This is a genomic window from Microbacterium saperdae, assembly GCF_006716345.1.
GTDB classification, from domain to species: domain Bacteria; phylum Actinomycetota; class Actinomycetes; order Actinomycetales; family Microbacteriaceae; genus Microbacterium; species Microbacterium saperdae.
The window spans coordinates 2,920,663-2,935,628 of the sequence record NZ_VFOX01000001.1 but is presented as its reverse complement, the minus strand read 5'-3'; the positions used below and the strand labels follow the sequence as shown (position 1 = coordinate 2,935,628).

The 14,966-nt window shown below is 69.0% G+C and carries 15 protein-coding genes; 7 read left to right on the top strand and 8 right to left on the bottom strand.

The genetic code is table 11. The features are described from left to right. The gene (gene lepB / locus FB560_RS13865; RefSeq protein ID WP_170198128.1) at positions 1-681 is read right to left on the bottom strand and encodes a signal peptidase I; all 681 of its coding nucleotides are present in this window, start codon (positions 679-681) and stop codon (positions 1-3) included. Positions 682-732: 51 nt separating this feature from the next. Between lepB and FB560_RS13860 the strand changes: the two genes are divergently transcribed. Beyond that, positions 733-1,806 (top strand): acyltransferase family protein, encoded by a 1,074-nt coding sequence (locus FB560_RS13860; protein ID WP_141872911.1) that lies wholly within the window; start codon positions 733-735, stop codon positions 1,804-1,806. Positions 1,807-1,817: 11 nt separating this feature from the next. Here FB560_RS13860 and FB560_RS13855 read toward each other — a convergent pair whose 3' ends face one another. The 3 genes from FB560_RS13855 to FB560_RS13845 form a co-directional block, all read right to left on the bottom strand. Beyond that, positions 1,818-2,810, bottom strand: a complete 993-nt coding sequence (locus FB560_RS13855; protein ID WP_141872910.1) for a MauE/DoxX family redox-associated membrane protein — start codon at positions 2,808-2,810, stop codon at positions 1,818-1,820. Between the two features lie 87 nt (positions 2,811-2,897). Continuing rightward, positions 2,898-3,407 carry a hypothetical protein gene (locus FB560_RS13850; RefSeq protein ID WP_141872909.1) on the bottom strand — a complete coding sequence of 170 codons (510 nt, stop codon included), beginning with the start codon at positions 3,405-3,407 and terminating at the stop codon, positions 2,898-2,900. Positions 3,408-3,601: 194 nt separating this feature from the next. Beyond that, the gene (locus tag FB560_RS13845; RefSeq protein WP_141872908.1) at positions 3,602-4,498 is read right to left on the bottom strand and encodes a helix-turn-helix domain-containing protein; all 897 of its coding nucleotides are present in this window, start codon (positions 4,496-4,498) and stop codon (positions 3,602-3,604) included. A gap of 594 nt (positions 4,499-5,092) precedes the next feature. On the opposite strand from FB560_RS13845, the gene FB560_RS13840 reads away from it, so the two are divergent. Then, positions 5,093-6,190, top strand: coding sequence for a hypothetical protein (locus tag FB560_RS13840; protein WP_141872907.1), 1,098 nt, complete (start codon positions 5,093-5,095; stop codon positions 6,188-6,190). Here FB560_RS13840 and FB560_RS13835 read toward each other — a convergent pair. The 4 genes from FB560_RS13835 to FB560_RS13820 all read right to left on the bottom strand — a co-directional run bounded on the left by FB560_RS13835 (position 6,181) and on the right by FB560_RS13820 (position 9,962). After that, on the bottom strand, positions 6,181-7,641 hold the full coding sequence (locus FB560_RS13835) for a polysaccharide biosynthesis tyrosine autokinase (RefSeq protein WP_141872906.1): 1,461 nt from the start codon (positions 7,639-7,641) through the stop codon (positions 6,181-6,183). The genes FB560_RS13840 and FB560_RS13835 overlap by 10 nt on opposite strands. A gap of 104 nt (positions 7,642-7,745) precedes the next feature. Continuing rightward, complete coding sequence (locus FB560_RS13830; protein ID WP_141872905.1) at positions 7,746-8,492, bottom strand: arsenate reductase/protein-tyrosine-phosphatase family protein; 747 nt, start codon at positions 8,490-8,492, stop codon at positions 7,746-7,748. Beyond that, entirely contained in the window at positions 8,489-8,953 is a 465-nt protein-coding gene (locus FB560_RS13825; RefSeq protein ID WP_141872904.1) for a VanZ family protein, read from the bottom strand. The genes FB560_RS13830 and FB560_RS13825 overlap by 4 nt, the downstream gene beginning before the upstream one ends. 64 nt (positions 8,954-9,017) lie before the next feature. Further along, entirely contained in the window at positions 9,018-9,962 is a 945-nt protein-coding gene (locus FB560_RS13820; RefSeq protein WP_141872903.1) for a Ppx/GppA phosphatase family protein, read from the bottom strand. Positions 9,963-9,997: 35 nt separating this feature from the next. On the opposite strand from FB560_RS13820, the gene coaA reads away from it, so the two are divergent. From coaA to tsaE, 5 genes are all read left to right on the top strand, one after another. Further along, the gene (gene coaA, locus FB560_RS13815; protein WP_141872902.1) at positions 9,998-10,942 is read left to right on the top strand and encodes a type I pantothenate kinase; all 945 of its coding nucleotides are present in this window, start codon (positions 9,998-10,000) and stop codon (positions 10,940-10,942) included. Between the two features lie 62 nt (positions 10,943-11,004). After that, positions 11,005-12,852 (top strand): glutamine--fructose-6-phosphate transaminase (isomerizing), encoded by a 1,848-nt coding sequence (gene glmS / locus FB560_RS13810; protein ID WP_141872901.1) that lies wholly within the window; start codon positions 11,005-11,007, stop codon positions 12,850-12,852. Positions 12,853-12,992: 140 nt separating this feature from the next. Continuing rightward, a complete protein-coding gene (locus FB560_RS13805; protein ID WP_141872900.1) occupies positions 12,993-13,352 on the top strand; it encodes a holo-ACP synthase in 360 nt (119 codons plus the stop codon). Then, complete coding sequence (gene alr / locus FB560_RS13800; protein ID WP_141872899.1) at positions 13,349-14,455, top strand: alanine racemase; 1,107 nt, start codon at positions 13,349-13,351, stop codon at positions 14,453-14,455. Before FB560_RS13805 ends, alr begins: the two co-directional genes overlap by 4 nt. Beyond that, positions 14,452-14,937, top strand: coding sequence for a tRNA (adenosine(37)-N6)-threonylcarbamoyltransferase complex ATPase subunit type 1 TsaE (tsaE, locus tag FB560_RS13795; protein ID WP_407662555.1), 486 nt, complete (start codon positions 14,452-14,454; stop codon positions 14,935-14,937). The genes alr and tsaE overlap by 4 nt, the downstream gene beginning before the upstream one ends. Positions 14,938-14,966 lie beyond the last annotated feature (29 nt).

Here is a 14,966-nt window from a genome sequence, read left to right as displayed (position 1 = left end):
CTACGGGCCACCCCAGCGGCTGACCGGCCAGAGGATCGCTCCGGCCTTGCCGAACACGTCGTCGCGGGTCATCCAGCGGAAGCACCCGTCGTCGGCGGTGGGATTCCCCCGACAGGGAAACGCGGAATCCGCGGAGTTGGCACGGTTGTCGCCGAGCACGAGATATGAGTTCTCCGGCACGGTGACCGCCGGGAAGCAGCGGGCTGACACCGGCGTCGTGTCGCAGTCGAGCTGGCTGGGGACGAATGGCAGGTTGTCGACGACGTACGGCTCGTCGAGTGGCTCGCCGTCGACCAGCACTGACCCGTCGGCATCGCAGCATTCGACCGTCTGCCCGGGACCGGCAATGACACGCTTGACGAGCACGTACGGGCGGATGCCGGTGGTCTCGCCGACCCAGCGCAGCGCCGCCGAGACCCAGTTTCCCGACGCCGGCTTCTCTCCCCAATCCTCATCCGGGCGGAACACCACGATGTCTCCGGGACCGGGGTCGGCGGCGACGTAGGCCAGGCGGTTGACGATCAACCGGTCGCCCGGCTGCAGTGTCGGCGCCATGGAACCGGAGGACGGCTGGCCGATGAAGGCGACGACCAAGAGGGTGAGGGCGAGGGCGAGCGCGACATGGAACCACACGCTGCGGAAAGGAGTGCGGCGCCGTCGAGGTTCCTCGGTGGTGGTCATCATGACTTTCTCCGGTCGCGCAGTCGGGGGCACACCCAATAGTGTCAAAGAATGGGTCGAGAAGCCGATGTCGACATGAAGCGTGCCGCACCCGGCGTCAGCATCCCGCCGGCAGGTGCCAGGCTCGTGGTTCCCGATGTGCTCCGCGGCATCGCGATCGTGGCGATGCTCATCGCCCATGCCGCTCCGTTCGTGCCGTCTCGACCCGGGGCGGTCTCGTTCGTCACCTCCATGTTCAGCGAGATGGCATCCCCGCTGTTCGCCTTGGTGATGGGGTTGTCCGCACAGCTGGTCTGGAATCGGCGTCTCCGCGTCGGTGTGACCCTCCTGCAGCAGACCTTGCGTGGCCTGTTCCTCATCGCGCTCGGCGTGTGGATGTCGACATGGGGCTCCTGGGTGGCGGTCATCCTCGCCTACCTGGGGGCGCTGATCATCATCGGTGCTCCGATCCTGCTCGCACGGACCCCGGTCGTGATCGCGATCGCGGCGGTGGTGCTCCTCGTCAGTCAGCCGTTGCTGGCGGCAGCGCGCGGGTGGATCTGGATCTACACGGCACCTGAGCCGGTTCGCGAAGTGATGTACTGGATATTCCTGGGGCCGCAGTATCGGGTGGTCAACCTGCTGCCGTTCTTCCTTCTCGGCGCCCTGCTTGTCCGGCACGGCTTCCGCAGGGACGCCCTGCTGTGGACCCTGGCGGGAATCGCGCCGGTCGCTTACATCGTCTGGGCTGTCGGTGCGTTCGCGCACCTCGTTCCCAAACAGTCTGGTGACTATACGGATACGCTGCGCGACGTCGGCCTCGTGCTCGGCACCTACGTCGCGGTCGTCCTCGCCGCCACCACGAAGCGTGGCAGTGCCCGCCGCTTCTGGGACAGCATCTTCGTGCCGCTGCGTGCCTGCGGCCAAGTGGCGTTGTCGCTCTATGTGCTCCACGTCGGCCTGATCGCGCTCTGGAAAAACGCGTACGGGTTCCCGGTGGCGAACTTCTACCTGGGCTGGTTCGTGATCGTCCCCGGCATGATCTTCGTCGGATGGCTCTGGTGGCGCTTCGTCGGCACCGGTCCCGTCGAGTGGGTCATGGGATGGATCACCGGGCGTCCGAAGCGGGTGCGTCGCGCCGCGTAGCCGTCTGCGATTCAGGCGGTCGGCTCGTCTGCGAACGCGACGATGCTGGCGACCAACTGAGCGATCTCCTCCGAACCCAGGGCGAGAGGACCGGCCTGCGCGCCGTCCGTGCCGATGAGCGCGGCCGCCGGCCGCGCGGTTCCGATCTCCAGCGCTCCGCCGAGCGAGCCTCCGATGTCGAGCGCGAAGCGGGCCGTAGCGGGCAGGTCGTGTGTCGGACGCGTCACCGCCGAGCCGCTGGACGCGCGCTGGATGACGTAGATCTCCACCAGCGAGTCGAGGGAGCCCTGATCCTGGATGAGCGCGTCGAGGGCCGTCGCACACGCGTGGCACCCTGCGGAGACGAATACGAGCAGGCGCGCGCGGGAGCCGCGGGCGAGAACGTCGACGACCTCAGAGGTCGCAGGGACGAGCACGGCGCCATCGCCGCGCGCGATCGGGGAGGGGGCCGCCGGGGCGGTCGACGATGCCCGCGCGATCGACCAGACACCGAACGCGATCAGGGTGGCCGCCGCGAGAGCGCCGAGTGAGCTGTTCGCCGCGGAGCCGGAACTTAGCAGGAGCGGCACGCCGGTGGGACGGCCGGTGTTGGCGAGGAGGAACAGCGCCGGGAGGAAGAGGAAGAAGGCTGCGGTCGCCAGGACAGCATTGCGGACGATCAGGCGGGGGCCGATCACGGCAGGGAGCCACTCCCCGAAGCATCCGCAGTCCTCCGCAGCTCCCAGGCGGTGTGCGCGGATCACGACCATCAGCAGAGCGCTCGTGAGGAGGAGCGCCGCACCGGCCGCGGCGACGAAGAGCCACCCGGTGGTCACGACGAGCGCGACGGCCACGAGCGCCTCGAGCAGGATCAGCGCCGTGGACGCCGTCCCTGTGCGAGAGACGGGGATCCGCAGTGCCTCGAAGGTGCCACGGCCGCGATCAGGAGAGCGGAGTTTGCCGATCGCGCTCACGGCGAAGACCACGGCGAGGAACAACGCTACAGGGAGGAGGAACGCGGTCATGTCACCATCATCCTGGATTGCGAGAGCGGCCGGCCCCGAGGGGCCGGCCGCTCCACTGGCCCGAAGGCTCAGGCCGTGCGGGGTGGATCAGGTTGCGGAGCAGAGGATCAGCGTGGAGGAGACGGAACCGGCCGTCTTCGCGCCCGTGCCCACGTAGCCGGTCGGGAGGGAGACGACCTCGTTGAGCGTGAAGGCGACGGAGATCGACAGCGTCGTGCGGAACGCGATCGTGGCCCCGGCGGGAAGCTCGGACGTGAGCGTGATCTGACGGCTCGTACCGGAGAGCACTGCGACGCTTGCGGTGCCGCCGGTGACGCTGAAGACACCGATGTTGGCGACGCCGCTACCGGTGATGATCACGGAGGTGCCGACGGGCAGGGGCGCCGTGGCGCTCGCCGTGAGCGTGAAGCCGGGTCCGATGACGCCCAGCACGCCACAGGTGCCCGCGGTGGTGAACGCGCCGACCTCGACGTCGCCCCCTGATGCGGCTGCGAGCGGTGTCGCGACGGCCGCGGCGATGACGGGGACGGACCAGGCGGCGCCCTTCACGACGGTGCGGCGCGAGAGGCCCTTGTCCTTCTGGATTTCTTCGGTCATTCGAGTGTTCTCCCTCTAGATGCAGATGCGGTTTCCCGCGGTGTCATGAAGAGGCGACACGTTCGTCTGCATCCCCCAGGAGCCTCTCCGTGACCTCAAGCTAGGTCGGAGAAACGGGGCGAGAACATCGTTTTGAGGAACTCAGCGCAGTGTGCGCTCAACCTGCGCGCGCTGTGCTTTTCGGCGGAGAACTATCAGGCGCGTCGTGCGGCGCGGAGGGCGCGCGGAGTCGTCTCGTAGGCCTCGTCGAGGGCTCGCCGGAGACTCATCGGAGAGTTGAATCCGGAACGCTGCGCGATCTGATCGATGCTGAGGACGTCGTAGCGGCTGTCGACGAGAAGCGAGTGGGCGAGACGTGCGCGCTGGCGTCGGATCTCCCCGGCGACGCTGTTGCCGGACTCGGAGAAGACCAGCTGCAGCTGGCGAAGTGACGACTGCACCTCATGCGCCACGCGGGACGGGTTGAGGCTGGGGTCGCCACACTGCTGCGCGATCACCGCGATGGCGCGCTCTCGCAGCACGGTGTGCGGCGAGCCCTGTCCGGTGACGGCGCCGATCCGGTCGAGCAGCACGGCGCCGCTCATCTCCATGACGAGCTGTTCGATGGCGTACTGCTCGATCGCGGATGCGTGGTTCTCGGTGTCCAGCAGGCTTCCGATGAACCTCTGCATAGAAGAGTCGAGCAGGCGACGATCGGCATATGTGCTCGCGTCGGGCGGCAGGGCGGGAACGAAGGATGCGATCGCCGTACGGGGGACGAGGGCGGCGATGAACCGCCATGCTCCCGACCAGCGCAGGCGGCGTGTGATCCCGTGCGGGGCGATGACGAGACCTCCCTCGGATTCGACCCACGGTTCGTCGCCGAGCTTCGACCACACGGCCTGTGCTTCGACGAAGGCGAAGACCGCATGATCGGGGTACGCCGAGGTGGTGTCGACGTGGAGTTCCGCCGTGGAGCCGTTGAGGCCGAGGAGCAGCACTCCGCCCGACGTGCGCTCACGCGAGCGGAGCCCTGGACGGTCGCCGATCCGACGGATGCCGTGTCGGGACAGTTCTCGATCGTCGATCAGCCGAGCGTCTGAGTGATCCACGGGAACTCCTCCCTCAAGGTGTCGGCGTGCGGTGTCGGCGTCGGGTGCGGATGGCGGGTTCTTCGCACCCTCTCCCGAGTGAACGCGCTTCTTCGTGAGTGCATCTCGGACGGAGTTCCGGCTGGGTTGAATGCTGATTCAGTTCTGATTGTGGGGCGCACGACGGGGGCTGTCAACGTCGACGCCGCGATGCGTCTCGCGGGTGCGTAGTCAAGAAGTCCTGGGGCAGGAATCGTTGCGACCTGGCGAGCCGTGGGACCATGAGCATCGCGCCTGATCGCACCGGAAAAGCGTTCGTCGACACGGGGACGGAGGGAGATACTCGGGGGCATCTGCGCCATTTCGTTCATGCCGTGTTCTCCGGGTCGGTGCGTTCCACAGGTTCGAGATGTCGTGGTGAAACGACACGATTCCGTCTGCATCCCCCAGGAGCTTCACCTGCGGCTCACGTTAGGACGGACCTCCGGAGAAAATGCAACGAATGGAGAATGAGCGCGCAGTGTGCGTCAAATCTGCGCGGATTGTGCTGAGCGCCGCGCTCGCGATGTCGACTCCTGACCGGGCCCGCGACGGATGCTGGCTAGGCTGAGAGCCATGTCTGATCGCTTCCTCGTCAGCGCGGTCGGCGCGGTGATCGCCGTCGACACCGCTTCACGCGATGGATCGTTCCAGCGTCGCGCGCGAGAGGCGTGGAGCGACGCCCTGATCACGGGCGACGTCTCCGCGGATGCGACGGTCTCGGTGCGCGACGCCGTCAGCGACGAGGAAGCCTTGTCGTTGCTGTCGACGGACGTCACCCTCGCAGCGCTCGCGCACCGGCAGGGAGACCAGCTCTGGATGCTGCATGCCACCGGGCTCGCCGATGAGTCCGGTCGGGTCATAGTGCTGAGCGCCGCCTCCGGCACCGGGAAGACCACGGCGGCGCGCCACCTGTCGCGGCACTATGCGTACGTGAGCGACGAGACGATCGCGATCGAGAACTCCGGTGCCGTGGTCCCCTACCGCAAGCCCCTGTCGATCATCGAACCGGATGCCCCGCACAAGGTGCAGACCGCGCTGTCGAGCATCGACGGCGGGCGCGCGCTGCCCGGTGGGCTCCGTGTGGCGAAGATCGTGGTGCTCGACCGCACCTCCGACGGGCCGCTCGAGCCGGAGGTCGACGAGCTCGACATGGCGACTGCACTCGAACTGCTGGCGCCGCAGACCAGCTATCTCGGGCACGTGCCCGCGCCGCTGCAGCTCATCGACGCGCTCCTCACTGCGACGGGGGGAGCCGTGCGGTTGCGCTACCGCGAGGTCTCGACTCTGGATGCGCTCATCGGCACCTTGATCGCGGCGGAGCCTGCGACGGTTCCGCCGATCCCGTCGTCTGGCGTCGACAACGACCGGTTCGCCACCGACGCTCACGAGGGGACGTACGCACGGGCGGAAGCCGTCGATGCGCTGGATCTCGGTGACGGTCGGCTCGCGGTGCTGCAGCGCTCCGACGGCGGAGGACGCTTCAACATTCTCGACGGCATCGGCCCCGCGATCTGGGCGGCCGCGAATGCGAGCGACCTCGACGTCATCGTGCGGGCGGTGGTCGAGGTGCACGGCGCGCCGGACGGGCTCGACGCGACACAGGCGGTCGCCTCTGCCGCGCAGCAGCTCGTGGATGACGGACTGCTGCAGCGGCTCTCGGCTCAGACCTGAGAGCCTCGGCGGCGCACCCCGGGCTCGGGGTCCGCGGTCGGCGCGGTCTCCTTGTCGGGATCCTGGCCGTAGCGCTCGTAGGCGCCGTAGTACTCGCGGCCGTAGTACGCCGACTCCGCGCCCTTGCGGGGCACCTTGTTCAGCACGACGCCCAGCACGCGGCCGGTGGTGCGCGTGATGCTGTCGATCGCGCGCTGCAGCATGTCGAACGTGGTCTTGCCGGAGGACACGACGACCAGCACGCCGTCGGCGCCCGCGGCGAGCACCGCCGCATCGGTCACGGGGAGGACCGGCGGAGAGTCGAGGATCACGATCGCCGACTTGCTGATGTCGGCGAGGAAGTCACGCATGCGGTGGGAGCCGAGCAGCTCGCTCGGGTTCGGCGGGATGCGCCCGGCACCCAGGACGGCCAGCGGCACATCACCGTTGGGGCGGTGCGCGACGTCCTGCAGCTCGGCGCGTCCGGCGAGGATGTCGGTCAGGCCGACGTCGCGGGAGATGCCGAAGATGTCGGCGATCACGGGGCGGCGGAGGTCGCAGTCGATCAGGATCGCCCACTGGCCGGCAGCGGCGAGGCTCGAGGCGAGGTTGACGGCCACGGTCGACTTTCCGTCACCGGGGACGGAGCTGGTGACGACGATGACGCGCGGCGGGTTGTCGACGTCGATGAACTGCAGGTTCGTGCGCAGTTCGCGCATCGACTCGATCGTGTGATGCGAGACGCCGTGCTGCGTATCCAGCGAGAAGTCGATCACCTGACGCTCGCCATCCATCGTCTTCTCCAGAGGGAGGGTGCCGATGACCGAGACGCCGGTCTCGCGCTCGATGTCGCGCGGGTGACGGATGCGACGATCCACCGTGTGACGGACGAATGCGTAGACCAGACCCAGGGCGAGACCGGCGAGCGCGCCGATGATCAGGTTCAATCGGGTGTTGGGTGAGGACGGGCTCGTGGGGAGCCGCGCCGAATCGCCGACGATCAGACTCACCGCCGCAGGTGTCGATTCGGTGCCGCCCTCGAGCTTCTCGATCTCGACGGCCATGCCGCGCATCCACGCTTCCGCGAGATCCTGCGCCGACTGCGGAGTCGGGCCCGTCGCGGTGACCTTCAGCGCCGTCGTATCCGGGGGGTTCGTCACGGAGACCCGGGACACCAGCGACTCCGGAGACGCGTCGAGGTCGAGGTCGTCGATCGCATGCTCGGCCACGGCACGCCAGGAGCCGAGGTTCAGGTACGACTTCACACGGCTCTGCGCGAGCTGGTTGCCGACGAGTGCGCTGCCGGACGTGCCGTCTCCGCCCACCGACGTGACGATACCGGTCGTGTCAGCCGCGTAGACGCGCGGTTGCAGCGCGCTCCATCCGAACGCGGCGCCCGCGCCGAGCACGGTCGCCACCAGGATCACTACCCAGTGCGCGCGAAGTATCCGGAAGTAGTCGCTCAGTTCCACCTGTGATTCCCCTCACATCTCCCGAGGACTCACGCACGGGAAGGCATTGAGAAAGAGCATACGGGGCCGGGGTCCCGGCCGAGTGCGCGATGCGTCGTGCGTCGTCAGGTGAGAGCAGCCCGGACGATGCGTTCCACCTCGTCGATCCCCGGCAGCAACTGCGCCGCTGAGGCCTCGTACGTCGCCTGCGAGCGGCGGTAGGGGTCGATCACATCGTCGTCCTCGGCGGCCGCGAGAGTGAGGCCGCGCTGGTCGCCGAGAACCCGCAGCGCGGCCGCGAGCCGTGCGCGCGGGTCGGAACCGGCGGCATCGGCGACCGTGCGCACCACGTCGTCCGTCAGCGTCGCCGCCAGACGTGCGAACTCGCGGGCGGTGAAGGTCTGCCGCAGCCGGCTGGGCATCATCTGCACCGCATGCGAACGGTGCTCGCGTGACATCGTGAGCACCAGATCCGACTCCGCGAGCATCGGCTCCACCAGGTACCGCGCCGTGTGCCCGGCCGCAGCCGACGCATCCGCGCCGGACCGCACCGCGATCTCCTGGGCCTGCTCCGTCATCCCATGACCGACCATCGCGTGCGTGCCCGCGCTGTGCACGCGCACGCCCAGCGGTTCGAGGCGCGCGCGCAGCAGGACCTCGGCCAGCGGGGATCGGCAGATGTTTCCGGTGCACACCGTGAGGATCGTGGGCGGGACGCTGGAGTCGGGGCCGGATGCTGCGCCGCCGAGGAGGTCGGCGAGCGACTCCGGCGGAGCAGCAGGCGAGGCCGGGGAGGAGGGAGCGTTCGTCCGATCCCGCCATTCACGACGGCTGACGCCGGGCGGAGGTCCGTCGGTGAAGGGGAAGTTCATGCCTCCACCGTAGAGGCTCGGAGCCGTCGACCGGCGTGACTCATCTGGAGCACGGCATGCAGGGCGAGGCAGCCGATCACCGTTCCCAGGGTGTTCGCGATGACATCGGAGATCGCAGGCACGCGACTGGGGAGCAGCGTCTGCACCAGTTCGATGGTGGCGGTCGTCGCATAGCCGATGAGAATGATGAGCCACGGGTTGGCGCGAGGCCATCCAGCGGCGAGTAGCAACCCGAACGGCACGAACAGAGCGATGTTGGCGACGAATTCGAACACCGTGTAGCTGGTCGAGAGCGCGATCCCGAAATTCTCCGACACGAACCGTGCGAGACGGAAGGCGAGTCCGGTCACGCGCCCGGCCACGGACGCCGGCAGCCACACGATCAGGGCGACCCCGAGCACGTACGGCACGAGCAGCGTGCGAGCGAGCATCTCGAGAGTGGAGGTGCGAGGCGCGGGCATGATCCGAGCCTAGGGGGCGAGTCTGAGCATCCGATCAAGGCCCGACGACCTCGTCGCGGTCAGCTCACGACTGCGAGCCGCTCCAGTTCAGCTGCTCGATATAGCGCAGCAGCACGCCTTCGCGCAGCGCCCACGGCGACACCTCGAGCTCCTCCACGCGCAACGCGGTCATCGCCGCGTGCAACGACACCGCTGCGGCGACGATCTGGAACGTGCGGTCGGGGGTGATGCCGGGGAGTTCCTGGCGCGCGGACGCGGGCAGCCGCGCCAGCCGGGGGATCCACGACCCGAGCGACGCCCGCGGCAGGAGCATCCGCTCGGTGCCCGACCACCCGGGTGCCGGATACCCGACGAGTCGGGCGAGAGAGCGGATCGCCTTCGACGAACCCACGACATGATCGGGGCGGGGGAGCGCGGTGAACGGCGGCAGCACCTCCTCGAGGGTCGCGGCGGCGTGCGCGCGCAGCCGCTCGACGTCGTCCTCTCCCGGCGGGTCGTGAGGAAGGAACTGCACGGTCATCCGGCCGGCGCCCAGCGGGACGGACGCGGCGGCATCCGGCAACTCCTCGCCGCCGGCGGCGATCTCCAGCGAGCCGCCTCCGATGTCCAGCAGCAGCAGGCGACCGGCGGACCAGCCGAACCAGCGCCGCACGGCGAGGAAGGTCAGCTCGGCCTCGGTCTCGCCGTCGAGCACCTGCAGCGGCTGCCCGAGCGCGGCCTCGATGCGGGCGATCACCTCGGCGCCGTTGCGTGCGTCGCGCACGGCGCTCGTGGCGGTCGCGAGGAGCGCGTCGACGCGCTCCTCCTCTGCCACACGACGAGCCTGCGTGACGGCGGCCTCGAGCGCGCGCACACCCTCTTCCGAGATCGCACCGTCGGGTGTCAGGTAGCGCATCAGGCGCAGCACCGTCCGATCACTCGTCGTCGCCAGCGGCCGGCCGCCCGGGCGGACGTCGGCGGCGAGCATATGGACGGTGTTCGATCCGATGTCGAGGACTCCCAAGCGCACGGGACGACACTACTCGTCCCCGTTACGATGTATCCGTGACCACCGTCGACCCCACGCTGCCGCTGTCGCCCTACCGGGAGATCGGCCGCGCGGAGTGGGCGCGCCTCGCGGCAGACCTTGATCAGCCGCTGAGCGAGACCGAGGTCGTCGAGGTGCGCGGCATCGGCGATCGGCTGAGCATGACCGAGGTGCGCGAGGTCTACCTGCCGCTGAGTCGACTGCTGAGCCTCTACGCCACGTCGACCAAGCGCTTGGGCGCGGCCACCAGCGCGTTCCTCCAGGAGGACGACACCACGACGCCGTTCGTCGTCGGTGTCGCCGGCTCCGTCGCCGTGGGCAAGTCCACGATCGCCCGCCTGCTCCGTGAACTGATGAGCCGGTGGCCGGGCACACCGCGGGTCGAGCTCGTCACGACCGACGGCTTCCTCTACTCGAACGCGGAGCTCGAGCGTCGAGGGCTCATGGAGCGCAAGGGCTTCCCGGAGTCCTACGATCGCCGCGCGCTGCTCGAGTTCCTCACCGAGGTGAAGAGCGGTGCCGCCGAGGTGCGGGCGCCGTTCTACTCCCACATGCGGTACGACATCGTGCGCGACGCCCACGTGGTGGTCCGCCGCCCCGATGTCGTGATCGTGGAGGGGCTCAACGTGCTGCAGCCACCCCCCGCCCCGAACGACGTGGCCGTGAGCGACCTCTTCGACTTCTCGATCTTCGTCGACGCCGACACGGCGCACATCGAGAAGTGGTACGTCGATCGCTTCCTCGCGCTGCGTCAGGGCGCGTTCAGCAACCCCTCCTCGTACTTCAACGTCTTCGCGCATCTCACGGACGAGGAGGCGATCACCACGGCGCTCGGGTACTGGAACGAGATCAACATGCCGAACCTCGTCGAGAACGTGATGCCGACCAAGCATCGAGCACGGTTGGTCCTCCGCAAGGGCATCGATCACGACGTCGAGAGCGTCCTGCTGCGCAAACTCTGAGGTCCCGGCGTCCGCGGTATTGTTCGGACGACTCGCAAAAAACCGGCCGTACCCTTGATCCCATGTGTGGAATCGTCGGATACGTGGGCCCGCGCCCCAGCCAGGACATCCTTATCGCCGGGCTCGCCCGTCTCGAGTACCGCGGCTATGACTCCGCCGGTGTCGCCGTCATCGATGGCGACGGTGCCTTGGGCATGCGGAAGAAGGCGGGCAAGCTCGCCGTGCTGCGCGACTCGCTCGCCGAGGCGCCCCTCGGCGACGGCTCGACGGGCATCGGTCACACGCGTTGGGCCACCCACGGAGGTCCGACCGACGTCAACGCCCACCCGCACCTCGCGGATGACGACAAGCTGGCCGTCATCCACAACGGCATCATCGAGAACTTCTCGGCACTGCGGGCGGAACTCCTCGCCGACGGCGTCGTCTTCCGCAGCGAGACCGACACCGAGGTCGCCGCGGCCCTGCTCGGACGGGCGTACGCCGACAACGGCGGAGACCTGCAGCTCGCATTCCGCAGCATCGTGAACCGCCTCGAAGGCGCGTTCACGCTGCTCGCGATGCACCAGGACCACCCCGGACTCGTGGTCGGCGCCCGCCGCAACTCTCCGCTGGTGATCGGTCTGGGCGAGGGCGAGAACTTCCTCGGCTCCGATGTCGCCGCTTTCGTCGAGCACACCCGCAAGGCGCTGGCGATCGGTCAGGATCAGATCGTCTCGATCACCCCCGACGCCGTCGCGGTCACCGATTTCGCCGGTACGCCCGTCGAGCCGGAGCCCTTCGAGGTCTCCTGGGATGCCGCCGCCGCAGAGAAGGGCGGATGGTCGAGCTTCATGGCCAAGGAGGTCGCCGAACAGCCCGAGGCGGTCGCGAACACCATCCGCGGCCGTATCCAGGACGGTCAGGTCGTGATCCCCGAGCTCGAAGGACTCGACGAGCTCTTCATCGGCATCAACCGCGTCATCATCACCGCGTGCGGCACCGCCTCGTACGCCGCGCTGGTCGGCAAGTACGCGATCGAGCAGTGGGCCCGCGTCGCGGTCGACGTCGAGCTCGCGCACGAGTTCCGCTACCGCGACCCGGTGATCGGCGCCGACACGCTGGTCGTCTCGATCAGTCAGTCCGGCGAGACCATGGACACGCTGATGGCCGTCAAGTACGCCCGCGAGCGCGGCGCGCGCACCCTCTCCGTCTGCAACACGCAGGGCGCCACCATCCCGCGCGAGTCGGATGCCGTCGTCTACACGCACGCCGGACCCGAGGTGGCCGTGGCGTCGACCAAGGCGTTCTCCGCCCAGATCACGGCGCTGCTGCTCCTCGGTCTGCACATGGGCCGTGTGCGCGGCGCGATCGAGGACGCATCCGTCGACGTCGCCGAGCTCGGCGCGCTGCCGGAGAAGATCGCCAAGGTCCTCGAGAGCGAGCAGGAGCACGTCACGCAGCTCGCCGGCTGGATGGCCGACACCCGCTCCGTGCTCTTCCTCGGTCGTCACGTGGGCTACCCGATCGCGCTCGAGGGCGCGCTCAAGCTCAAGGAGATCTCCTACATCCACGCCGAGGGCTTCGCCGCCGGCGAGCTCAAGCACGGTCCGATCGCGCTCATCGAGCCCGGACAGCCGGTGTTCGTGCTCGTGCCGTCGCCGCGCCACTCGGCGCTCGTGCACTCGAAGGTCGTCTCGAACATCCAGGAGATCCGCGCCCGCGGTGCCCGGGTGATCGTGATCGCCGAAGAAGGCGACGCCGCCGTGCTGCCCTTCGCCGACGAGGTCATCCACATCCCGCTCGCCGGCGCGATGTTCGAACCGCTCCTGGCGGTCGTCCCGCTGCAGATCTTCGCGATGGCGCTCGCCACCGCCAAGGGCCTCGACGTCGACCAGCCGCGCAACCTCGCGAAGTCGGTCACGGTCGAGTAACCCTGTCCGATCGCCGAGTACGGCATCGTGACGAGTGCACGGCGTCTTCGCACGAAGATGCCGTGCACTCGTCGGTTTCCGGTGCAGTCGGCGCGGGCGTCCGCCGCAGCCCGAGAGCAGGGCGCGGGTAGGCTGAACGGGTGATCATCGGGACCGGCATTGACCTCGTGGACATCCCGCGGTTCGAGCGGACGCTCGAGCGGACTCCGCGCCTCTTGGAGCGGCTCTTCGCACCCTCAGAACGCGGCCTCCGGCTCCCGTCGCTCGCTGCGCGCTATGCCGCGAAGGAAGCGCTGATCAAGTCGCTCGGCGGCTCCGACGGCGTGCACTGGACCGAGATCGAGATCGCCTCCGAACCCTCGGGGCGTCCGCACTTCGTGCTCTCCGGATCGACCGCGCAGGTGATCGAGGAGCGCGGGATCAGCCGACTGCACCTGACCATGTCCCACGACGCGGGCCTCGCCACCGCGTTCGTCGTCGCCGAAGGAGCACCGCTGTGACCGTCCCGTTCCGTGAAGCGACGATCGACCTCGATGCGATCGCCGACAACGTGCGCCATTTCCGACGTCTCACGGGCGTCGAGGTCATCGCGGTCGTCAAGGCCAACGCCTACGGGCATGGTGCGGCGGCGGCGGCCGTCGCCGCCCTCTCCGGAGGAGCGACACGGCTCGGCGTGGCCGAGATCCCCGAGGCTCTCGATCTGCGCCGCCAGGGGATCACAGCCCCTCTCCTGGCCTGGCTGCACGCACCAGGGGAGACGTTCGCGCAGGCGGCCGCGGAGAACATCGAGCTCGGCATCTCCTCCTTCGACCAGCTCGAGGCCGCCGCGCGAGTGGCCAGCGTCGACCGCCCGGTCGGGGTGCACCTGAAGTTCGAGACCGGGCTGTCACGCAACGGCATCGCCCCGGCGGACTGGGGGAGGGTGCTGGCGGAGGCCGCGCGACTGGAGCGGATCGGACGGCTCCGCGTCGTGGGCCTCTTCAGCCACCTCTCGAACACCTCGCTCGACGACGACCGCGCGGCGCTCGCGAAGTTCGAGGATGGCGTGACCGCTGCGGCTTCGTTCGGCATCCGCCCTGAGATCCGCCACATCGCCGCGACCGCCGCCGCGATCGACCTGCCGGAGATGCGGCTCGACGCCGTCCGCGTCGGCGTCGGGATCTACGGCCTGTCGCCCTTCGACGACCGCAGCTCCGCCGAACTGGGGCTGCGACCGGCCATGACGCTGCGCGGCGCAGTCGCCGCCGTCCGTCGAGTCCCTGCCGGCACCGGAGTCTCGTACGGTTACGACCACCGCACCGATCGCGACACGACCCTCGTGCTCGTGCCCCTGGGATACGCCGACGGCGTTCCGCGTCACGCCTCGGGAAAGCTGCCGGTGAGCATCGCCGGCCGCCGCTTCACCAACGTCGGACGCATCGCCATGGACCAGTTCGTGGTCGACGTCGGCGACACTCCGGTGTCGATCGGCGACGAGGTCGTGCTGTTCGGCGACCCCACGCTCGGTGTGCCCTCGGCGGCGGACTGGGCGCAGGCGGCGAGCACGATCAACTACGAGATCGTCACACGCATCGGCGCACGCGTGCCACGGAAGTCCTCGTGAGCCTGGACGCCTCGTTCCTGGGCCGCGCGGAGGTCGCGACCTCCGAGGCGATGGAGCAGCTCGGCCTGCGCATCGGCGAGCAGTTGGAGGCCGGCGATCTCCTGATCCTGACCGGACCGCTGGGGGCGGGCAAGACGACGTTCACCCGCGGCCTGGCGGAGGGGCTCGGCGTGCGGGGTCCAGTGCAGAGTCCGACCTTCGTGATCGCCCGCACCCACCCGTCGCTGGTCGGCAGGGCGCCGCTGGTGCACGTCGACGCCTACCGGCTCGGCACCGGCGCGGAGCTCGACGACCTCGACCTCGACCTCGCGCGCTCCGTCGTCGTGATCGAGTGGGGTCGTGGCATGGCCGAGGACCTCGCGGAGTCGTGGTGGGACATCGAGCTGGAGCGCCCGGTCGGAGCGGCCGGCGGCGATATGGATCCGTCTGAGCTGGATGCCGACGCCCCGCGGATCGTGACCATCACGCGCGGCGCACGCTGAGGCCGCGCGTCCACGACTCAGGATCGATG

Coding starts and splice junctions, on each gene's coding strand:
- FB560_RS13830 (WP_141872905.1), bottom strand. CDS start 8,492: ATGAACTTCCCCTTCACCGACGGACCTCCGCCCGGCGTCAGCCGTCGT.
- FB560_RS13825 (WP_141872904.1), bottom strand. CDS start 8,953: ATGCCCGCGCCTCGCACCTCCACTCTCGAGATGCTCGCTCGCACGCTG.
- FB560_RS13855 (WP_141872910.1), bottom strand. CDS start 2,810: ATGACCGCGTTCCTCCTCCCTGTAGCGTTGTTCCTCGCCGTGGTCTTC.
- glmS (WP_141872901.1), top strand. CDS start 11,005: ATGTGTGGAATCGTCGGATACGTGGGCCCGCGCCCCAGCCAGGACATC.
- FB560_RS13850 (WP_141872909.1), bottom strand. CDS start 3,407: ATGACCGAAGAAATCCAGAAGGACAAGGGCCTCTCGCGCCGCACCGTC.
- lepB (WP_170198128.1), bottom strand. CDS start 681: ATGACCACCACCGAGGAACCTCGACGGCGCCGCACTCCTTTCCGCAGC.
- FB560_RS13860 (WP_141872911.1), top strand. CDS start 733: ATGGGTCGAGAAGCCGATGTCGACATGAAGCGTGCCGCACCCGGCGTC.
- FB560_RS13840 (WP_141872907.1), top strand. CDS start 5,093: ATGTCTGATCGCTTCCTCGTCAGCGCGGTCGGCGCGGTGATCGCCGTC.